The organism is Paenirhodobacter enshiensis (assembly GCF_000740785.1).
GTDB lineage: Bacteria > Pseudomonadota > Alphaproteobacteria > Rhodobacterales > Rhodobacteraceae > Rhodobacter > Rhodobacter enshiensis.
The window spans coordinates 59,896-76,635 of record NZ_JFZB01000009.1; the positions used below are offsets into that span (position 1 = coordinate 59,896).

At 66.9% G+C, this 16,740-nt stretch carries 13 protein-coding genes and 1 tRNA gene; 4 read left to right on the top strand and 10 right to left on the bottom strand.

Annotation, left to right across the window (positions count from 1 at the left end):
* From CG50_RS07035 to uvrB, 5 genes are all read right to left on the bottom strand, one after another.
* Entirely contained in the window at positions 1-2,064 is a 2,064-nt protein-coding gene (locus CG50_RS07035; RefSeq protein ID WP_036636478.1) for an oxidoreductase, read from the bottom strand.
* 292 nt (positions 2,065-2,356) lie between these two features.
* Complete coding sequence (locus CG50_RS07040; protein WP_036636480.1) at positions 2,357-3,841, bottom strand: aldehyde dehydrogenase; 1,485 nt, start codon at positions 3,839-3,841, stop codon at positions 2,357-2,359.
* A gap of 17 nt (positions 3,842-3,858) precedes the next feature.
* On the bottom strand, positions 3,859-5,454 hold the full coding sequence (locus CG50_RS07045; RefSeq protein ID WP_036636482.1) for a GMC family oxidoreductase: 1,596 nt from the start codon (positions 5,452-5,454) through the stop codon (positions 3,859-3,861).
* Positions 5,455-6,586: 1,132 nt separating this feature from the next.
* A tRNA-Arg gene (locus tag CG50_RS07050) sits at positions 6,587-6,663 on the bottom strand.
* A 97-nt stretch (positions 6,664-6,760) separates the two neighbouring features.
* Entirely contained in the window at positions 6,761-8,944 is a 2,184-nt protein-coding gene (gene uvrB, locus CG50_RS07055; protein ID WP_036636484.1) for an excinuclease ABC subunit UvrB, read from the bottom strand.
* A 174-nt stretch (positions 8,945-9,118) separates the two neighbouring features.
* On the opposite strand from uvrB, the gene CG50_RS07060 reads away from it, so the two are divergent.
* Entirely contained in the window at positions 9,119-9,430 is a 312-nt protein-coding gene (locus CG50_RS07060) for an ETC complex I subunit (RefSeq protein ID WP_036636486.1), read from the top strand.
* A gap of 90 nt (positions 9,431-9,520) precedes the next feature.
* On the opposite strand, the gene tpiA is transcribed toward CG50_RS07060, so the two are convergent.
* From tpiA to CG50_RS07080, 4 genes are all read right to left on the bottom strand, one after another.
* Entirely contained in the window at positions 9,521-10,279 is a 759-nt protein-coding gene (gene tpiA, locus CG50_RS07065) for a triose-phosphate isomerase (protein ID WP_036636488.1), read from the bottom strand.
* A gap of 106 nt (positions 10,280-10,385) precedes the next feature.
* Positions 10,386-10,745, bottom strand: a complete 360-nt coding sequence (locus CG50_RS07070; RefSeq protein ID WP_036636489.1) for a HesB/IscA family protein — start codon at positions 10,743-10,745, stop codon at positions 10,386-10,388.
* 102 nt (positions 10,746-10,847) lie between these two features.
* Positions 10,848-11,924, bottom strand: coding sequence for an alkene reductase (locus CG50_RS07075; RefSeq protein WP_036636491.1), 1,077 nt, complete (start codon positions 11,922-11,924; stop codon positions 10,848-10,850).
* Positions 11,925-12,073: 149 nt separating this feature from the next.
* Positions 12,074-12,496 carry an SUF system Fe-S cluster assembly protein gene (locus CG50_RS07080; RefSeq protein WP_081880324.1) on the bottom strand — a complete coding sequence of 141 codons (423 nt, stop codon included), beginning with the start codon at positions 12,494-12,496 and terminating at the stop codon, positions 12,074-12,076.
* A gap of 147 nt (positions 12,497-12,643) precedes the next feature.
* On the opposite strand from CG50_RS07080, the gene prfA reads away from it, so the two are divergent.
* From prfA to CG50_RS07095, 3 genes are all read left to right on the top strand, one after another.
* On the top strand, positions 12,644-13,699 hold the full coding sequence (prfA, locus tag CG50_RS07085) for a peptide chain release factor 1 (RefSeq protein ID WP_036636492.1): 1,056 nt from the start codon (positions 12,644-12,646) through the stop codon (positions 13,697-13,699).
* Positions 13,696-14,526, top strand: coding sequence for a peptide chain release factor N(5)-glutamine methyltransferase (prmC, locus tag CG50_RS07090; RefSeq protein WP_051909665.1), 831 nt, complete (start codon positions 13,696-13,698; stop codon positions 14,524-14,526). The genes prfA and prmC overlap by 4 nt, the downstream gene beginning before the upstream one ends.
* 246 nt (positions 14,527-14,772) lie before the next feature.
* Positions 14,773-15,450: a DUF4167 domain-containing protein gene (locus CG50_RS07095; RefSeq protein ID WP_036636493.1), complete on the top strand. Its 678-nt coding sequence runs from the start codon at positions 14,773-14,775 to the stop codon at positions 15,448-15,450.
* A 367-nt stretch (positions 15,451-15,817) separates the two neighbouring features.
* Here the strand turns inward: CG50_RS07095 and rsmA are convergent, their stop codons facing one another.
* Positions 15,818-16,660: a 16S rRNA (adenine(1518)-N(6)/adenine(1519)-N(6))-dimethyltransferase RsmA gene (rsmA, locus tag CG50_RS07100; RefSeq protein ID WP_036636494.1), complete on the bottom strand. Its 843-nt coding sequence runs from the start codon at positions 16,658-16,660 to the stop codon at positions 15,818-15,820.
* Positions 16,661-16,740 lie beyond the last annotated feature (80 nt).

Genomic DNA, 16,740 nt, shown 5'->3' on the forward strand with positions numbered 1-16,740 from the left:
TCAGGCGAGCGCCGTGACTTCGCGGCGGAACGGCAGGGCATCGCCGATGTCGGGCATGTCGAGCTCGCGCGCATAGCGATGGCCGGCATAGGTCGCCCAGGCGATGGGGGCGGGGGCTGCGGCATCGCCGATCACCTTGACCGAACGGATGCCCGCATCGGCCCAGTCGTCCCGGCGCGCCATCAGATCGCGGTAAAGCGCATTGTCCGATACCCGCGAGGTGACCATCACCACCGCATCGCAACCGAGGCGCGCGCGTGCATCGGTGTAGACATCGACCGTCTCCACCCCCTCGGCCGCGACCGAGGCGAGGCCGGTGTTCAGCCGGATCGTCACCCCCGCATCGACCAGCCGGCGATGGATCGCGCCCTGTTCGAGCGTGTTGCGCGTCCAGTCCGAGACATAGGCGCAGGGCGTGATGAGGGTGACCTTGCAGCCTTCCTTCGCCAGCAGCTCGGCGATCACGCCGCCCATGTAGTAATGATCGTCGTCGAACAGCACGACCTCGCCCGTGGGGCGCTTGCCGGCCATGATGTCATCGGGGGTGTAGACCGGCATGGCGGGATCGGCCGAGACCGCGGTCACGTGCTGACGCGCCACGCCATCGGCGCGCCAGTGCGAGCCGGTGGCGAGGCAGATGTTCTCGAAACCGAATTCCAGAACGTCGGCGGCGCTCAGCCGGCTGTCGAAATAGGTCTCGACATTCGCGCGCTGGCTCAGCTGATACTGGCGGTAATCGACCACCCGGCCCCAGGCGCTCAGCCCCGGCAGCAGCCGTTCGCGCGCGACCCGACCGCCGAGCGCGGTGCCCGCCTCGGCCAGCGCCACGTCATAGCCGCGCAGGCTCAGCGCGCGGGCGGCCTCGAGCCCGGCCGGGCCCGAGCCCACGACCAGAACGTTACTGCTCTCGCCCTTCGGGTTCATCTTCTCCGGATGCCAGCCCTTGCGCCATTCCTCCATGAAGGTCGGGTTCTGGGTGCAGCGGCTGATGCTCATCGTCATGTCGCCGGTGATGCAGATGTTGCAGCCGATACATTCGCGGATGTCCTCGATCCGGCCTTCCTCGATCTTCTTCGGCAGGAACGGATCGGCGATCGAGGGCCGCGCGCAGCCGATGAAGTCGAGCACGCCCTGCCGCACCAGCCGCGCCATCACGTCGGGCGAGGTGAAGCGGCCGACGCCGACCACGGGTTTCGAGCTCAGCTCGCGGATGCCGGTCACCAGGGTTTCCTGCGCCGCCTCGTCCTTGAACCGCGACGGGCCGGAGCAATCCTCCCACGTGCCATGGGCGAGGTCCCACAGATCCGGCAGATCGGCGTTCATCTCGATGAAGTCTCGCAGCTCGGCGTTGGAGAAGCCGAGCGTGCCGATATGCTCGTCCAGGCTGACGCGCAGCGTGATGCCCATCGTGTCGCCCACCGCGTCGCGCATGTCGGCGATCACCTCGTTGACGAAGCGCGAGCGGTTCTCCAGCGAGCCGCCGTATTCATCCGTGCGCTGGTTGGTGGCGCGGCTGAGGAAATGCTGGAAGATGCCGAAGCCATGCGCGCCATAAAGGCAGATCAGATCGAAGCCGGCGAGCTTCGAGCGCTTCGCGGCATTGACGAACCAGCGCCGCAGATCGCGGATGTCGGTCTTGTCGAGGGCGCGGGCCTGCACCGGATCGTTGGTGAAGGTGCGGATCGGCAGCGCCGTCGGCGCGAGCGGCACTTCCTTGGTATAGAGGTTCGGGCCGTTGATCCCGGAATAGGCGAGCTGGATCCCGGCAAGCGCGCCGCGGGTCTTCATCGCCTCGGACATGCGCCTCAGCGCCGGGATGTCGGCATCGTCCCACAGCCGCTGTTCGATGAACGGGGTGATCTCCGAGGTGTGGTGCATCTCGGTCTGTTCGGTGAAGATCACGCCCCAGCCGCCTTCTGCCTTGATGCCGCGCATCGCGGCCACGGCTGTCGGATCGCGGTATCCTCCGCCATTGCAATGCGGCACCTGGTAGAAACGGTTCTTCGCCGTCAGCGGGCCGATCTGCATGGGTTGGAACAGGATATCATAGGCTGGGTTACGCAATTTCTTCTCCTTGCCGGTCGCGGAGTTTCCGCGGCCCTGACGGGACGATCCGGCGGGGTGGGGGATAAGTAAATTATACCTTGTAGAACTTTGAATTAGTCCGGGGCTAAGCGCCGTTCTTTTGGGCAGAGGCTGTCCTCTCAGGCGCGGTTGCGCGCGCCTGAAACGCCCTCGGAAGGTGGGTCCCGTCCGGCCATCTTCAGAATTTCCCTTTTCGTGCCGTCGATTGCGGTGAAGGCGGTGCCGGGGGCGCGATCCGGAATGCCCCGGCATCGCACCCCCGGGGTTGTGCTCAATATTTGATCCAGACGGTTTTCAGCGCGGTGTATTTGTCGAAGGAATGCAGCGACAGATCGCGGCCGAAGCCCGATTGTTTCAGCCCGCCGAACGGCGTCATCGCCGAGAGCGCATCGACCGTGTTGACCGAGACGGTGCCGGCGGTCAGCCGCTCCGACACCTCCATCGCGCGGCTCAGATCGCGGGTCCAGACCGAGGCGGCGAGGCCGTAAACGCTGTCATTGGCGAGCGCGATAGCCTCTTCGGTGTCGCGGAAGGTCTGCACCGCCAGCACCGGGCCGAAGATCTCCTCGCGCGCGATGCGGGCGTCGCGCGGCACGTCGGCGAAGATCGTCGGCTGGATGAAGGCGTCCGAGGCGCCGATCCGCACCCGCTCGCCGCCGGTGATGAGACGCGCGCTCTGCCTGCCCGATTGCAGGAAGCTCTCGACCCTCGCGGCGTGGCCCGCGTCGACCATCGCGCCCATCCGGGTCGCCGGGTCGAGCGGATCGCCCGGCGTGCGGGCCTCGGCCTCGGCTTTCAGCCGGGCGAGCATCTCCTCGGCGATGCTTTCCTCGACCAGCAGCCGCGAATTGGCCGAGCAGACCTCGCCCTGATTGGTGAAGATGCCGAAGGCCGCCATCTCGGCCGCCTGATCCAGATCGGCATCGGCGAAGACCAGATTGGGGCTCTTGCCGCCGGTCTCAGGCCAGACCTGCTTCATGTTGCTCTCGCCGGCATAGCGCATGAACATCTTGCCGACCTGGGTCGAGCCGGTGAACACCAGACAATCGACATCGCCGTGCCGGCCGAGCGCCTGCCCGGCATCCTCGCCGAAGCCCGGCACCACGTTCAGCACGCCGTCGGGCAACCCGGCCTCGGCGGCAAGCTCGGCCAGACGCAGCGCCGAGAGCGGCGATTGCTCGGCCGGTTTCAGCACCACCGAATTGCCCGCCGCGAGCGCCGGGGCGAGCTTCCAGATCGCCATGTCGAGCGGGTAGTTCCACGGCACCACCGCGCCCACCACGCCAAGCGGCACGCGCCGGATCAGCGCCATGTCGCGCCCGCCGGTGGGGGCGACCTCGTCATAGATCTTGTCGATCGCCTCGGCGTGCCACTGCAGGAAGGCGGCCGCGCCCGGCACGTCGCCGGTCAGCGTCTCGGTGATCGGCTTGCCCATGTCGAGCGTGTCGAGAAGGGCGAATTCCTCGGTATGCTCGCGCAGCAGCGCGGCAAGGCGCAGCAGCACCTCCTTGCGCGCCTCGGGGGTCTTGGCGGACCAGCGGCCATCGGCGAAGGCGCGGCGAGCGGCGGCGACGGCGCGGTCGATGTCCTCGGCGCCGCCGCGGGCGACATCGGTCAGCACACTGGCGGTGGCGGGGTTCACGCTGTCGAAGCGCGCCCCCGAGGCGGCGGGGACGAAGCGGCCGTCGATCCAGCACTGGTTGCGCAGGCTGAGCTGGCTGGCGGCGGTGCGGAAATGGGCGAGGGTTTGGGTCATTCCGGGTCTCCTGTCGCTCAGAGCGTGCCGAGGATCATGCGGGCGCAGCGCTCGCCGATCATCATGGTGGGGGCGTTGGTGTTGCCGCCGATCAGCGTCGGCATGATCGAGGCATCGGCGACGCGCAGCCCCTCGATGCCGTGGACCTTCAGCGTGTCGGGATCGGCCACGGCCAGCGCATCGCGGCCCATCTTGCAGGTGCCGACCGGGTGATAGACGGTCGTCGCATGGCTGACGAGGTAATCGAGGATCTGGCTATCGCTCGCCACTTCGGCGCCGGGCAGCATCTCCTTGCCGCGGATCGCGTCGAAGGCGCTGTCGGCGAAGATCGCGCGGGCGATCTTGATGCCCTCGGTCAGCACCTTCGCATCCTGCGGGTCCGAGAAGAACTTCTGGTCGATCTCGATCTCGCGCTGCGGCGAGAGGCGGATCTCGCCCACCGACTTCGGGCGCAGCACGCAGGTGTGAACGGCGTAGCCATGGCCGTATTCGACCAGCCGGTCGCGGTGGCTGCGGTAGCCCGGCACGAAGTGGAACTGGATGTCGGGCTCGTCACCGGCATATTTCGTGCGGGCGAAGCCGCCGGCCTCGACGTAATTGGTTTCGAGCATCCCCTTGCGGGCGAACAGAAGCTGGAACGGCGCCGCGATCATCGCCGGCAGATTGCCGAGCGACAGCCCCAGTGTCTTCGTCGAGGCCGAGCGCACCGTGATCATACCGTCGACGTGATCGCGCAGGTTCTGCCCGACGCCCGGCAGATCGTGCACCACCGCGACGCCCGCCGCCTTCAGCATCGCCCCCGGCCCGATGCCCGAGCGCAACAGCACGGTGGGCGAGCCGATGGCGCCGGCGGCGAGGATCACTTCGCGGCGCGCCGACAGCGTGTGGATCCCGTCCTCGCCCGCGATCTCGACGCCCGTCGCGCGGCCGTTCCCGACGAGGATGCGCCGGGTCTCGCTGTGGATCAGGATTGTCAGATTGGGCCGGGTCTTCACCGGGTCGAGGAAGGCGCGGTAGGACGACCAGCGCAGCCCGTCCTTCTGCGTCACGTTGTAGATGCCGAGGCCTTCCTGAACCTCGGAGTTGAAATCCTCGTTCTCCTTCAGCCCGACGGCGCGGCCGGCGTCGATGAATATCCGGTCCACCGGGTTCGGGTCGCGGGCGCGGTCGACATGCAGCTCGCCTCCGGTGCCGTGCAGCGCGGGCGACTGGCCGATGCGGTTGTCCTCAAGGTCCTTGAACACCGGCAGGACGTCGTCCCAGCCCCAGCCCGCGCATCCGAGATCGCGCCATTCGTCGTAATCCGACGGCCGGCCGCGGACATAGAGCATGGAGTTGATGCTCGACGATCCGCCGAGCGCCTTGCCGCGGTTCACCGGGATGCGGCGGCCGTTCAGATGTTCCTGCGGCGCGCTCATATAGGCGTAATCGTATTTCGGATTGCCGTAGAGCGACAGGATTCCGGCCGGCACGCGCACGTTCGGCGCGCTTTCCCTGCCGCCGCCCTCGATCACGCAGACCCGCACCTTCGGATCGGCCGAGAGCCGGTTGGCGAGGACGCAGCCGGCGGAGCCCGCTCCGATGATGATGTAGTCGAATTCGTTCTGGTCCATGTCGCCGGCCTCCTGTCGTCAATGCGTCGGACCATGGCCGAGACGTTTGGAAAGTGTGCAGAAGCATTTGACGAACCATTGGCTCGGGAAACTCGAACCGGGCCGGAATGACGCGCCAAGGTATGGCGCGGAAACGGAATTTCGGGAAACGAGGCAGACCGATGAACGTGGCGGGCTGAGCATGTTTGCCTATATTTCGAGCGAAGTGAATTTAATATGGGCGATCTGAGAACATATCGGCCTGTTCCGCCGCGGGGGATCGGTGTCAGGTTTTCGGGTCGTTCTTCGAAGGAATTTCCCGGGGCGAGGGGGATATCGTCAGATTCTGCCCGAAAGCTCATGGAAAGCAGAATCTGACGCCGGAAATGTGCTGGCGCCGCAGCATGGTGCGGAAATGGCAGGACCGTGCGTTTTCATCGTAACCGAACGGCATTTTCGCCGATGGAAAATGGCCCCGATGGCGGCTGTGTCTGAGCCCGTGGGGGCGATCCCTTCACAGGACAAAAAGGAAGCGCCATGGCGAGGTGTCCCGGCCCCGGCTGGGCCATGAGCGTTTCGTGACAGGCGGGGCAGCTCGTGTCTTGCCGGTCGGGGCCGCCGGTCCGCCCGGGCCATCGTGCGACCCGCGTCGGAGTTGCGGGCCGAAACTCATGTAACGGACCCCAGGTGTCGTTGTCCCGATCTGGCCTGGATCGCTCCTGTGTCGCTGGTGCGGCACTCAGCGGCAGAAAGAACTTCGATTTCGGGTCTGAACCTGTGGTGGGTCATCAGGCCGGATCTGGCGCCGCCGCCGAAACCCCGTCAGACGGTCACCGTCGGAGAGATACGCTTAAACCAACCGGCCCGCGGGGTGGGGCATTCTGTCGTTTGCCCGCAGCGCGGCACACAGCCGTATTTCCCTTTTGCCTGCGCCGTCTGAAATGACCGTCAGGGTGAGAGCTGCCGCAGCGATTGAGGTCTGCGTTCCTCTCGCCTTCGCTCACGTCGAGGCCGGTCCTTCCGTTGTCGGCGGTGCCGAAGGTCACCCGACCGGAGCCGATCTGCTCTGCGAGCCGCGCGTCAACGACCTGAATCGCCATGGGGCTTCGCTACCGGGGGCGGATGTCCATTTTATGTAGATATTTCAAGCAATTGGCGACCCCGGGAGGACTTGAACCCCCAACCCCAGACTTAGAAGGTCCGTGCTCTATCCAGTTGAGCTACGGGGCCGTAGTGCCTTGATAGCGGTTCGGAAAACGGATCGCAACGCATGGCCGCGCGTCATCGGGCGGAAAGAACGACCGTTTCTCGACCGGTTCGGGCATACTCAGAACTTGCGCTTGCGCTTCACCCCGCCGCGCTGTCCGGGGCGCCCGGCGGTCGAGCGGCCGCGCGCCTGAACCGCCTGTTCGGCCGCTTCCTCGACCGCGCTTTGCCGCGCCAGCGGGTCCTCGGCCACCGCAAGTTCGACCGCTTCGAGGCGCTTGATCTCGTCACGCATCCGCGCGGCTTCCTCGAACTCTAGGTTCTCGGCCGCCTTGCGCATCTTGGTGCGCAGCTCGTCGAGATGCGCGGCGAGGTTCGCGCCGACCTTCGGCGCCTCGATCTTCGCGGTGACGCGCGCCATGTCGGTATCGCCCTGATACAGCCCCGCCAGAACGTCATCGACATTCTTGCGCACGGTCTGCGGTGTGATCCCGTGTTCGAGGTTGTAGGCCATCTGTTTCGCCCGACGCCGGTCGGTCTCGCCGATGGCACGCTCCATCGAGCCGGTGATCCTGTCGGCATACATGATCACCCGCCCGTCGGCGTTGCGCGCGGCGCGCCCGATGGTCTGCACGAGCGAGGTTTCCGAGCGCAGGAAGCCCTCCTTGTCGGCGTCGAGGATCGCCACCAGCCCGCATTCCGGGATGTCGAGCCCCTCGCGCAGCAGGTTGATGCCGATCAGCACGTCGAAGGCGCCGAGGCGCAGATCGCGCAGGATCTCGATGCGCTCGATCGTGTCGATGTCCGAGTGCATATAGCGCACCCTGACGCCCTGTTCGTGCAGATATTCGGTCAGATCCTCGGCCATGCGCTTGGTCAGCGTGGTCACCAGCACCCGCAGCCCCTTCGCCGCGACCTTGCGGATCTCGTCGAGCACGTCATCGACCTGGGTATCGACCGGGCGGATCTCGATCTCGGGGTCGAGAAGGCCGGTCGGGCGGATCACCTGCTCGGCGAAGGTGCCGCCGGTCTGCTCCAGCTCCCATTTGCCGGGCGTGGCCGAGACGAAGATCGAGCGCGGCCGCATCGCGTCCCATTCCTCGAACTTGAGCGGGCGGTTGTCGGTGCACGACGGCAGGCGGAAGCCGTGTTCCGCGAGCGTCGCCTTGCGCCGGAAGTCGCCGCGATACATGCCGCCGATCTGCGGCACGGTGACGTGGGATTCATCGGCGAAGACGATGGCGTTGTCGGGGATGAACTCGAACAGCGTCGGCGGCGGCTCGCCGGGGCCGCGGCCGGTCAGGTAGCGCGAATAGTTCTCGATGCCAGAGCACATGCCCGTGGCCTCCAGCATCTCGATGTCGAAATTGGTGCGCTGCTCCAGACGCTGCGCCTCAAGGAGCTTGCCCTCGTCGTTGAACTGCTTAAGCCGGTGGGCGAGTTCGACGCGGATCTGCTTCACCGCCTGTTGCAGCGTCGGGCGCGGCGTGACGTAGTGGCTGTTCGCATAGATGCGGATCTGTTCGAACGTGTCGGTCTTCTGCCCGGTCAGGGGATCGAATTCGATAATGCTTTCAAGCTCCTCGCCGAAGAAGCTGAAGCGCCATGCACGGTCTTCGAGGTGCGCCGGCCACAGATCGACCGTGTCGCCCTTGACCCGGAAACTGCCGCGCTGGAAGGCGGCATCGAGGCGCTTGTATTGCTGCGCCACCAGTTCGGCCAGAAACTTGCGCTGCTCGTAGAGCTGGCCCACCGTCAGATCCTGGGTCATCGCCGAATAGGTCTCGACCGAGCCGATACCGTAGATGCAGCTGACCGAGGCCACGATGATCACGTCGTCACGCTCCAGAAGCGCCCGGGTGGCCGAGTGGCGCATCCGGTCGATCTGCTCGTTGATCATCGACTCCTTCTCGATGTAGGTGTCGGTGCGCGGCACGTAAGCTTCGGGCTGGTAGTAGTCGTAATAGCTGACGAAATACTCGACGGCGTTGTCCGGGAAGAAGCCCTTGAACTCGCCATAAAGCTGCGCGGCGAGGGTCTTGTTGGGGGCGAGGATGATCGCCGGGCGCTGCGTCGCCTCGATCACCTTGGCCATGGTGTAGGTCTTGCCGGTGCCCGTCGCGCCAAGCAGCACCTGATCGTGCTCGCCCGCGTCGATGCCACGGGTCAGTTCAGCGATGGCCGTGGGCTGGTCGCCCGCCGGCGAAAACTCGCTTTTCATCACGAACCGCCGCCCACCTTCCAGCTTCGGCTTGGTCAGAACGTCGAAACGTTCGGTCGGCAGGTTGGAGTTGTTATGCGGCATCGGAGCCTCCGGGGCAGGCGGGTCGGGCGTGGCTTACATTTGATCACTTTCCGTTCTCTTTCAAGCGGTCTCGGCCGGTGCAGAGGAGGCATTCCCCGACGGCACTGCTGCAGCGGCCTTGCCAAGGCGGGGGAAAGGCGCGTAAATCGGGGCGAAACAAGGACGGGGGCACCCATGCGCGCGCGCATCTACCAGCCGGCACGGACGGCGATGCAATCGGGTCAGGCCAGGACCAGGGCCTGGGTTCTGGAATTCGAAGCCGCCGATGCGCGCCAGATCGACCCGCTGATGGGCTGGACCAGCAGCGACGATACGCAAACGCAGATCCGCCTGAGCTTCGACAGCCGCGAGGCGGCCGAGGTCTATGCCCGGGAACACCGCCTCGATTACGCCGTGAGCGAGCCGCACAAGCGCGCGCCGAACGCCCGTCTTATGGGCTATGGCGACAACTTCGCCTCGGGCCGCCGGTCGAACTGGACGCATTGAGCGTCACTTCCTTCGGACCGAAGCACCGCTGAAAACGAAACCGGGCCCCGTGATGGGGCCCGGTTTCGTTTTGTCAGGGCCTGACGTCGATCAGCTGCGTTCGAGCGCCTCGACGATCGGCAGAAAGTCGCGCGCGGTCAGGCTGGCGCCGCCGACGAGGGCGCCATCGACCTCGGGCACGGCGAAGATCTCGGCCGCGTTGCCGGGCTTCACCGAACCGCCATACAGCAGCCGCATCCCTTCGCCCTCGGCGCCGAAGCGCTCGATCAGCTGGGTGCGCATGAAGCCATGGACCTCGGCGATCTGGGCGGGCGTCGGCGTCTTGCCCGAGCCGATCGCCCAGATCGGTTCATAGGCGACGACGGTGTTCGCCGCGGTCGCATCCTCGGGCAGCGAGTGCTGCAGATGCCGGCCGACGATACGCACGGTCTGGCCGAGGTCGTGGTCCTCGGCGGTCTCGCCCAGACAGATCACCGTGACGAGGCCGATGGAATGGGCGTAAAGCGCCTTCTCGCGCACCTTGGCGTCGGTTTCGCGGTGGTCCATGCGGCGCTCGGAATGGCCGAGGATGACATGGCTTGCGCCCGCGTCGATCAGCATCGGCCCCGAAATGTCGCCGGTATGCGGGCCGAAGGGCAGGCGGTGGCAGTTCTGCCCGCCGATGGCGATGCGGCCCTGCGCGATATCGGCGGCGTTCATCAGAAGCGTCGAGGGCGGGCACAGCAGCACCTCGGCCCGGGCGGCGGGATCGGGGCTGAGGCCCATGGCGGCAGAGATGGCTTCGATCTCGGCCAGATCGGCCCTCAGGCCGTTCATCTTCCAGTTGCCTGCCGCCAGCTTTCTGCGCATCCGAAGCCTCCATTGCTGACCCTATCTAGGTCAGGGCCGGGCCGGTGCGAAAGCGCAAAATGCGCTGCCAACCCCGTGATAACGCAAACATTCGGCAAAGGGGCGCTCAGCCCTCGGAGATATCGCGGAACTTGATCGACTCGCCGCAGCCGCAGGTCTCGACGACATTCGGGTTGTGGAACCTGAAGCCGGATTCGATCACGCCGACCTCATAGTCGATCTCGGTGCCGATCATGAACATCTGGGCGAGCGGCGCGATCAGCACGCGGGCCTCGCCTTCCTCGACCACGATATCCATCGGGTCGGCCTCGGCGGCGATTTCCATGGTGTATTCCATGCCGGCGCAGCCGCCCTTCTTGACGCCGATGCGGAAGCCGGCCGCATTCTCGCGCTGCATCAGGCGCGCGATCTGGGCGACGGCGGCGGGGGTCAGCGTGACGGGGGGCTTGCCGGGCATGGCGAACATCGGGTCTCTCCTTGGCGCGGGCATCGGGCGCCCGGCAGGTGAACAGGATAAGGCGGGGAGGGCGGGCGCACAAGGCGCCCGTCCGGGCGATGGTTTCCGGGCTCAGCCGAGCGCGGGATAGTCGGTATAGCCCTCGGCGCCGCCGCCATAGAGGAACTCGGGGCGCAGCGGGTTCAGCGCGGCGCCCTGTTCGAGGCGCGCGGGCAGGTCGGGGTTGGCGATGAACGGCCGGCCGAAAGCCACCGCATCCGCCTTGCCCGAGGCCACGGCCTCGGCCGCCATCGCGCCGTCATAGCCGTTGTTGGCGATATAGGGCACGGTGAAGGCCTCGCGCAGCGCGACAAGCTCCGCTTCGGGGCAGTCGCGCGGGCCGCCGGTCTGTCCCTCGACCACATGGACGAAGGCGAGGTTCGCGGCGTTGATCTCGCGCGCGACCTCGGCGAAGAGGGCGGGCGTGTCGCTGTCGATGCCGACGTTGTTGGCGTTCGACCAGGGCGAGAGGCGGATGCCGGTGCGCCCGGCGCCGATGGCACCCACGACCGCCGCGACGACCTCTTTCAGGAAGCGCACGCGGTTCGCGATCGGGCCGCCATAGCCGTCCGTGCGGGTGTTCGAGGTGTCGCGCAGGAACTGGTCGATCAGATAGCCGTTGGCGGCGTGGATCTCGACGCCGTCAAAGCCCGCCTCGATGGCGCAGGCGGCCGCATGGGCATAGTCCTTCAGCGTGGCAGCGATTTCTTCGACGCTCAGCGCATGGGGCACGCCGGTCTCGGCGAAGCCCTTGCCGTCGAAGGTCTTCGAATGCGCCGAGATCGCCGAAGGGGCGACCGGGCTCAGCCCGCCTTCGATGATCGTCGGCAGGGAAATTCGCCCGACATGCCAGATCTGGCATACGATCTTGCCGCCGGCGGCGTGGACCGCCTCGGTGACCGTCTTCCAGCCCGCGACCTGTTCGGGCGTGTGGATGCCGGGCGTCCAGGCATAGCCCTGACCGACGGGCGAGATCTGCGTGCCTTCCGACACGATCAGCCCGGCGCCGGCGCGCTGGCGGTAATACTCGGCCATCAGCGCCGTCGGCACCCGGTCGAAGGAGCGGTTGCGGGTCAGCGGCGCCATGACGATGCGGTTGGCGATCTCGATCGCGCCGAGGCGTCCGGGCGAAAACAATGTGTCGGTCATGTCCGATCTCCGTGGTTAGCTGGGGAGTCCGTGGGCGCCGCGACGCCCGGGCCTCTCTGTCAGCCCAACCTGGGGCTGAAACGCTCCGCGGCAAGGGGCGGGGGCGCAAAGCCTCCGCGTCAGGTCGCGCGGAGGCCGGCGGTCGCGGCTTACATGAAGCCGAGTTCCAGACGCGCCTCGTCCGACATCATGTCCATGCCCCATTGCGGGTCGAAGGTCATCTCGACGTTCACCTCTCGCACGCCGGGCACCGACTCGACGGCGTTCTGCACCCAGCCCGGCATGTCGCCCGCCACGGGGCAGCCCGGCGCGGTCAGCGTCATCACGATGTTCACCACATCGTCATCGCTGATCGCAATCGTGTAGATCAGCCCGAGGTCGTAGATGTTCACCGGGATTTCCGGGTCGAACACCGTGCGGCAGGCATCGGCGACCGAGTCATACAGCGGATGTTCGGTCGTCGAGGGGCGGATCAGCGGCGCGCCTTCGGTCAGTTCGGGCGCAGCAGCTTCGGGCGTCGCGGTTTCGGTCGGCCGGGCGGCGGGTTCGGGGGTTTCGGCTTCGGTGGTCATGCTCTGTCCGGCTCCGATAAAGTTGATTGTTCATATAAGAAAAGGGGGCCGAAGGTAAAGGCCACGGGGGCGGAAATCAGGGGATACGGCCGGTGGGGCCCGAACGGCAGGCTTGACCCGCAGGCGCGAACGGGGCACAGGCAGCACATGGTTCCGATGGACAAACTCGTTCAGATCGCGCAGCGCTTCGACTATGTCGAGGCGCGGCTAAACGCGGCCTCCGCTCCCCATGAAATCGCCGAGCTGTCGCGGGAATATTCCGCGCTGAAGCCGGTGGTCGAGGAATTCGCCGCCTATCGCGGCTTGCTCGACGATCTGGCCGAGGCCGAGGGCTGGCTTGCCGATCCCGAGATGAAAGCGCTGGCCGAGGACGAGCTGCCGCGGCTGAAAGCGCGCCTGCCGGAGATGGAGCAGGCGTTGCGTCTGGCGCTGCTGCCGCGCGATGCGGCCGATGCCCGCCCGGCGATTCTGGAAATCCGCCCCGGCACCGGCGGCGAGGAGGCGGCGCTGTTCGCGGCCGACCTTCTGCGCATGTATCAGCGCTATGCCGAGACCAAGGGCTGGCGCTTCGAGCTGATGGACTTCACCGAGACCGAGCTTGGCGGCGTCAAGGAAGCCACCGCCCGGATCGAGGGCGAGGGCGTCTTCGCGCGCCTCAAGTTCGAATCGGGTGTGCACCGGGTGCAGCGCGTCCCTGCGACGGAAGCGGGCGGGCGCATCCACACCTCGGCCGCGACGGTCGCCGTTCTGCCCGAGGCGGAAGATGTCGATATCGAGGTGAAGGATTCCGACATCCGCATCGACACCTATCGCTCGACCGGCGCGGGCGGTCAGCACGTCAACAAGACCGATTCCGCGGTGCGGATCACGCATTTTCCGTCCGGCATCGTCGTCACCTCGTCGGAGAAATCGCAGCACCAGAACCGCGCCAACGCGATGGCGGTGCTGCGCGCGCGGCTCTATGAGCGCGAACGCGAGCGGATCGACGGCGAACGCTCGGCCGACCGCAAGTCGCAGGTGGGCTCGGGCGACCGCTCGGAACGGATCCGCACCTACAATTTCCCGCAAGGCCGGATGACCGATCACCGGATCAACCTGACGCTTTACTCGCTGAGCCAGATCATGGACGGCGACCTCGATCCGGTCGTGGACGCGCTGATCGCCGACGATCAGGCCGCGAAGCTCGCGGAGCTGGAGGGGTGAGGGCGCAACAGGCGCTGGTGTTCGGCACGCGTGCGCTGAAGGAGGCCGGGATCGACGGTGCCGGCACCGATGCGCGCTATCTGCTGGCCCATGCGCTCGGCCTTTCGCCGGACCGTCTGATCCTCGTGCTGCAAGACGAGATGCCCGACGGCGCCGGGGAACGCTTCGACGCCGCCATCGCCGCGCGCGCAACGCATCGCCCGGTCGCCCAGATCACCGGCCGGCGGCTGTTCTGGGGCCGCGAGTTTCGCGTCACCCAAGACACGCTCGATCCGCGCCCTGAGACCGAGATCCTGATCGAGGCGGCGCTTTCGGCGCCGTTCACCCGCGTGCTCGATCTCGGCACCGGGACCGGCTGCATCGCGCTGACGCTGCTGGCCGAACGGCCCGAAGCGCGCGGTCTGGCGACGGATCTGTCCGAAGCGGCGCTGGCCGTCGCGCGCGACAATGCCGAACTGCTCGGCCTTTCGGATCGGATCGAATTCCGCCGCTCGGACTGGTTCGCCTCGGTCGGGGAGACGTTCGATCTGATCGTCTCGAACCCGCCCTATATCGCCGAGGACGAGATGGCCGGCCTTGCCCCTGACGTGCGCGACTGGGAACCCCTTGCGGCGCTGACGCCGGGCGGCGACGGGCTCGATGCCTATCGCGCGATTGCGGCGGGGGCGGCCGCGCATCTGGCCCCGGGTGGCCGCATCGGTCTCGAGATCGGCCCGACCCAGGCCGACGCGGTCTGTCAGATGCTGCGGCAGGACGGTTTTCCGGCGCCCGAGGTGCTGCGCGATTTCGACGGTCGCGACCGCTGCATTTTCGCGACCTTGCCCTGAAAGCGAAACGCATTATTTATTTTCCCGGCGCATTTTGGCGCTTGCACGGCTGAGCGGGAAGTGCTTAGTGATGCAGGCGTCCCGTGAGATTTTTCCGGTGCGCAGCTCAGCTCACACTGCGCATCGAAGGTCTGAGGCGAAAGCCGCCGAATGCAGCCCTTTGATCGCACGGCGGGTCCGGCGCGTGGCAAGATGCCCGACCGGCCCGGACTTCAGCGCCCCGAAGGGCACAACCCATGAAGGCCAATGAGATCCTCTAAATCCCGTTCGCGCAACAAGTCGAACCGTCAACGCTCGATCGGCAACATCATCAACCGGGTGTTCGACAGTTCGGGCCCCGAGGGGAAGGTGCGCGGCACGCCGCAGCAGATCATCGAGAAATATCTGGCGCTGGCGCGTGACGCCCAGCTCGGCAACGACCGCGTGGCCGAACAGAACTTCCTGCAGCATGCCGAGCATTACACCCGCCTTCTGGGCGAGGCGCAGCGCGAGATGGCGCGCGAGCAGGAAGAGCGTCAGCGCAGTTATCAGCAGAACGGCAATGGCGGTCAGAACGGCCAGCAGGGCCGCGACCGCCAGGATCGCTTCGAGCGCGACACCCCCGAGGAACGTGGCGAGACTGCCGGTGCCCCGCTTGGCACCGTGTTGCCGCCCGATGCCGATGACGATGCCATGCCCGAGGCGTTCCTGCCGGTCGAGGACGAAGGTCCCGGTCTGGTCGAGACGCCCGAGATGCGCGCCGAGGTGGCTCCGGTCGTTGAGCCGGTGACCGCTGCTCCGGCCGAGAGCGCCGAGGCCCCGGCCGAAGCCGCTCCCGAGCGCAAACCGCGCCGTCGCAGCCCGCGCAAGCCCGCCGCTCCGAAGGCCCCGAAGGCCGAAGGCGCGAAGGACGATGCCGGAGAGGCGAAGATCGCCAACGAGTGATCCGTCCGTTCGGATGACGGTATCGAAGGGCTGCCCTGACGGGCGGCCCTTTTCGCTTTCCGGGTCATGCGACGGGGGCCCGCATCGGGCGTCGGTATTCGGCACATGGTCAGGGCGTGGAGAAGCAAGGCTGATCCGCGCGAAACCGGGCACACCGGGGGGAACCGCACCCCGACGGACCGGACATTCCCCTTGTTTTCGTGTGAGTTAATTCTCGATTTTGCCGTGCGGCCGCTATTGCTGCGAGCAAGGATACGACCGACGTCCTGGCCCGGATGGGGCTGCGGGCCGGCCCGCAGTCACCCCGACCCGGATCTGCATGAGAGGCGTCAGTGCAGGCGAGTTCCCCGGCCCGGATCTGCGCGCCTCAGGCGGCGGCGACCAGCCGGGCGAGGCGGCAGAACGCCTCGATCGACACCCGTTCGGCGCGCTCGGTCGGCGGGATGCCGGCCTCTTCGAGCAGCGCTTCGATCTGCGGATGCACGCTTTTCAGCGCAGCGCGCAGCATCTTGCGGCGCTGGTTGAACCCGGCCGCGACCACGCGTTCCAGCACCTTCGGATCGGCCGGATAGCGCGGTTCGGGCAGGGCGGTCAGATGCACCACCGCCGAATGCACCTTGGGCGCGGGGGTGAAGGCCTCGGGCGGCAGGCTCATCACGATCTTGGCGTCGCAGCGCCACTGCGCCAGGATCGCCAGCCGGCCGTAATGATTGGTGCCGGGCTTCGCGACGATGCGCTCGGCCACTTCGCGCTGGAACATCAGCGTCAGGCTTTGCCAGAACGGCGGCCACTCGGGCGGCGTCAGCCAGCGCACCAGCAGCTCGGTGCCGACATTGTAGGGCAGGTTCGCCGCGATGCGGATCGGCGGCGTCAGATGGGCGCGCACATCGACCTCGAGCGCATCGCCCTCGATGACCTCAAGCCGCCCGGGATAGGCGGCGGCGATCTCGGAGAGCGCCGCCATGCAGCGCGGATCCTTCTCGACCGCGAGCACCCGCCGCGCCCCCTCGACCAGCAGCCCGCGGGTCAGCCCCCCGGGTCCCGGCCCGATCTCCAGCACGTCCGAGCCCGCCAGATCCCCCGCCGAGCGCGCGATCCGCGCCGTCAGGTTCAGATCCAGCAGGAAATTCTGCCCAAGGCTCTTCTTCGCCACCAGCTCGTGGTCGCGGATCACCTCGCGCAGGGGCGGAAGCCCGTCGATCGTCGCCATCCGGCCCTGTCTCCTTCGTTTTGCCTCAAATATCCTCGGGGGGTTCGGGGGGCAGACAGCCCCCCGGCGCGCTCACCCGC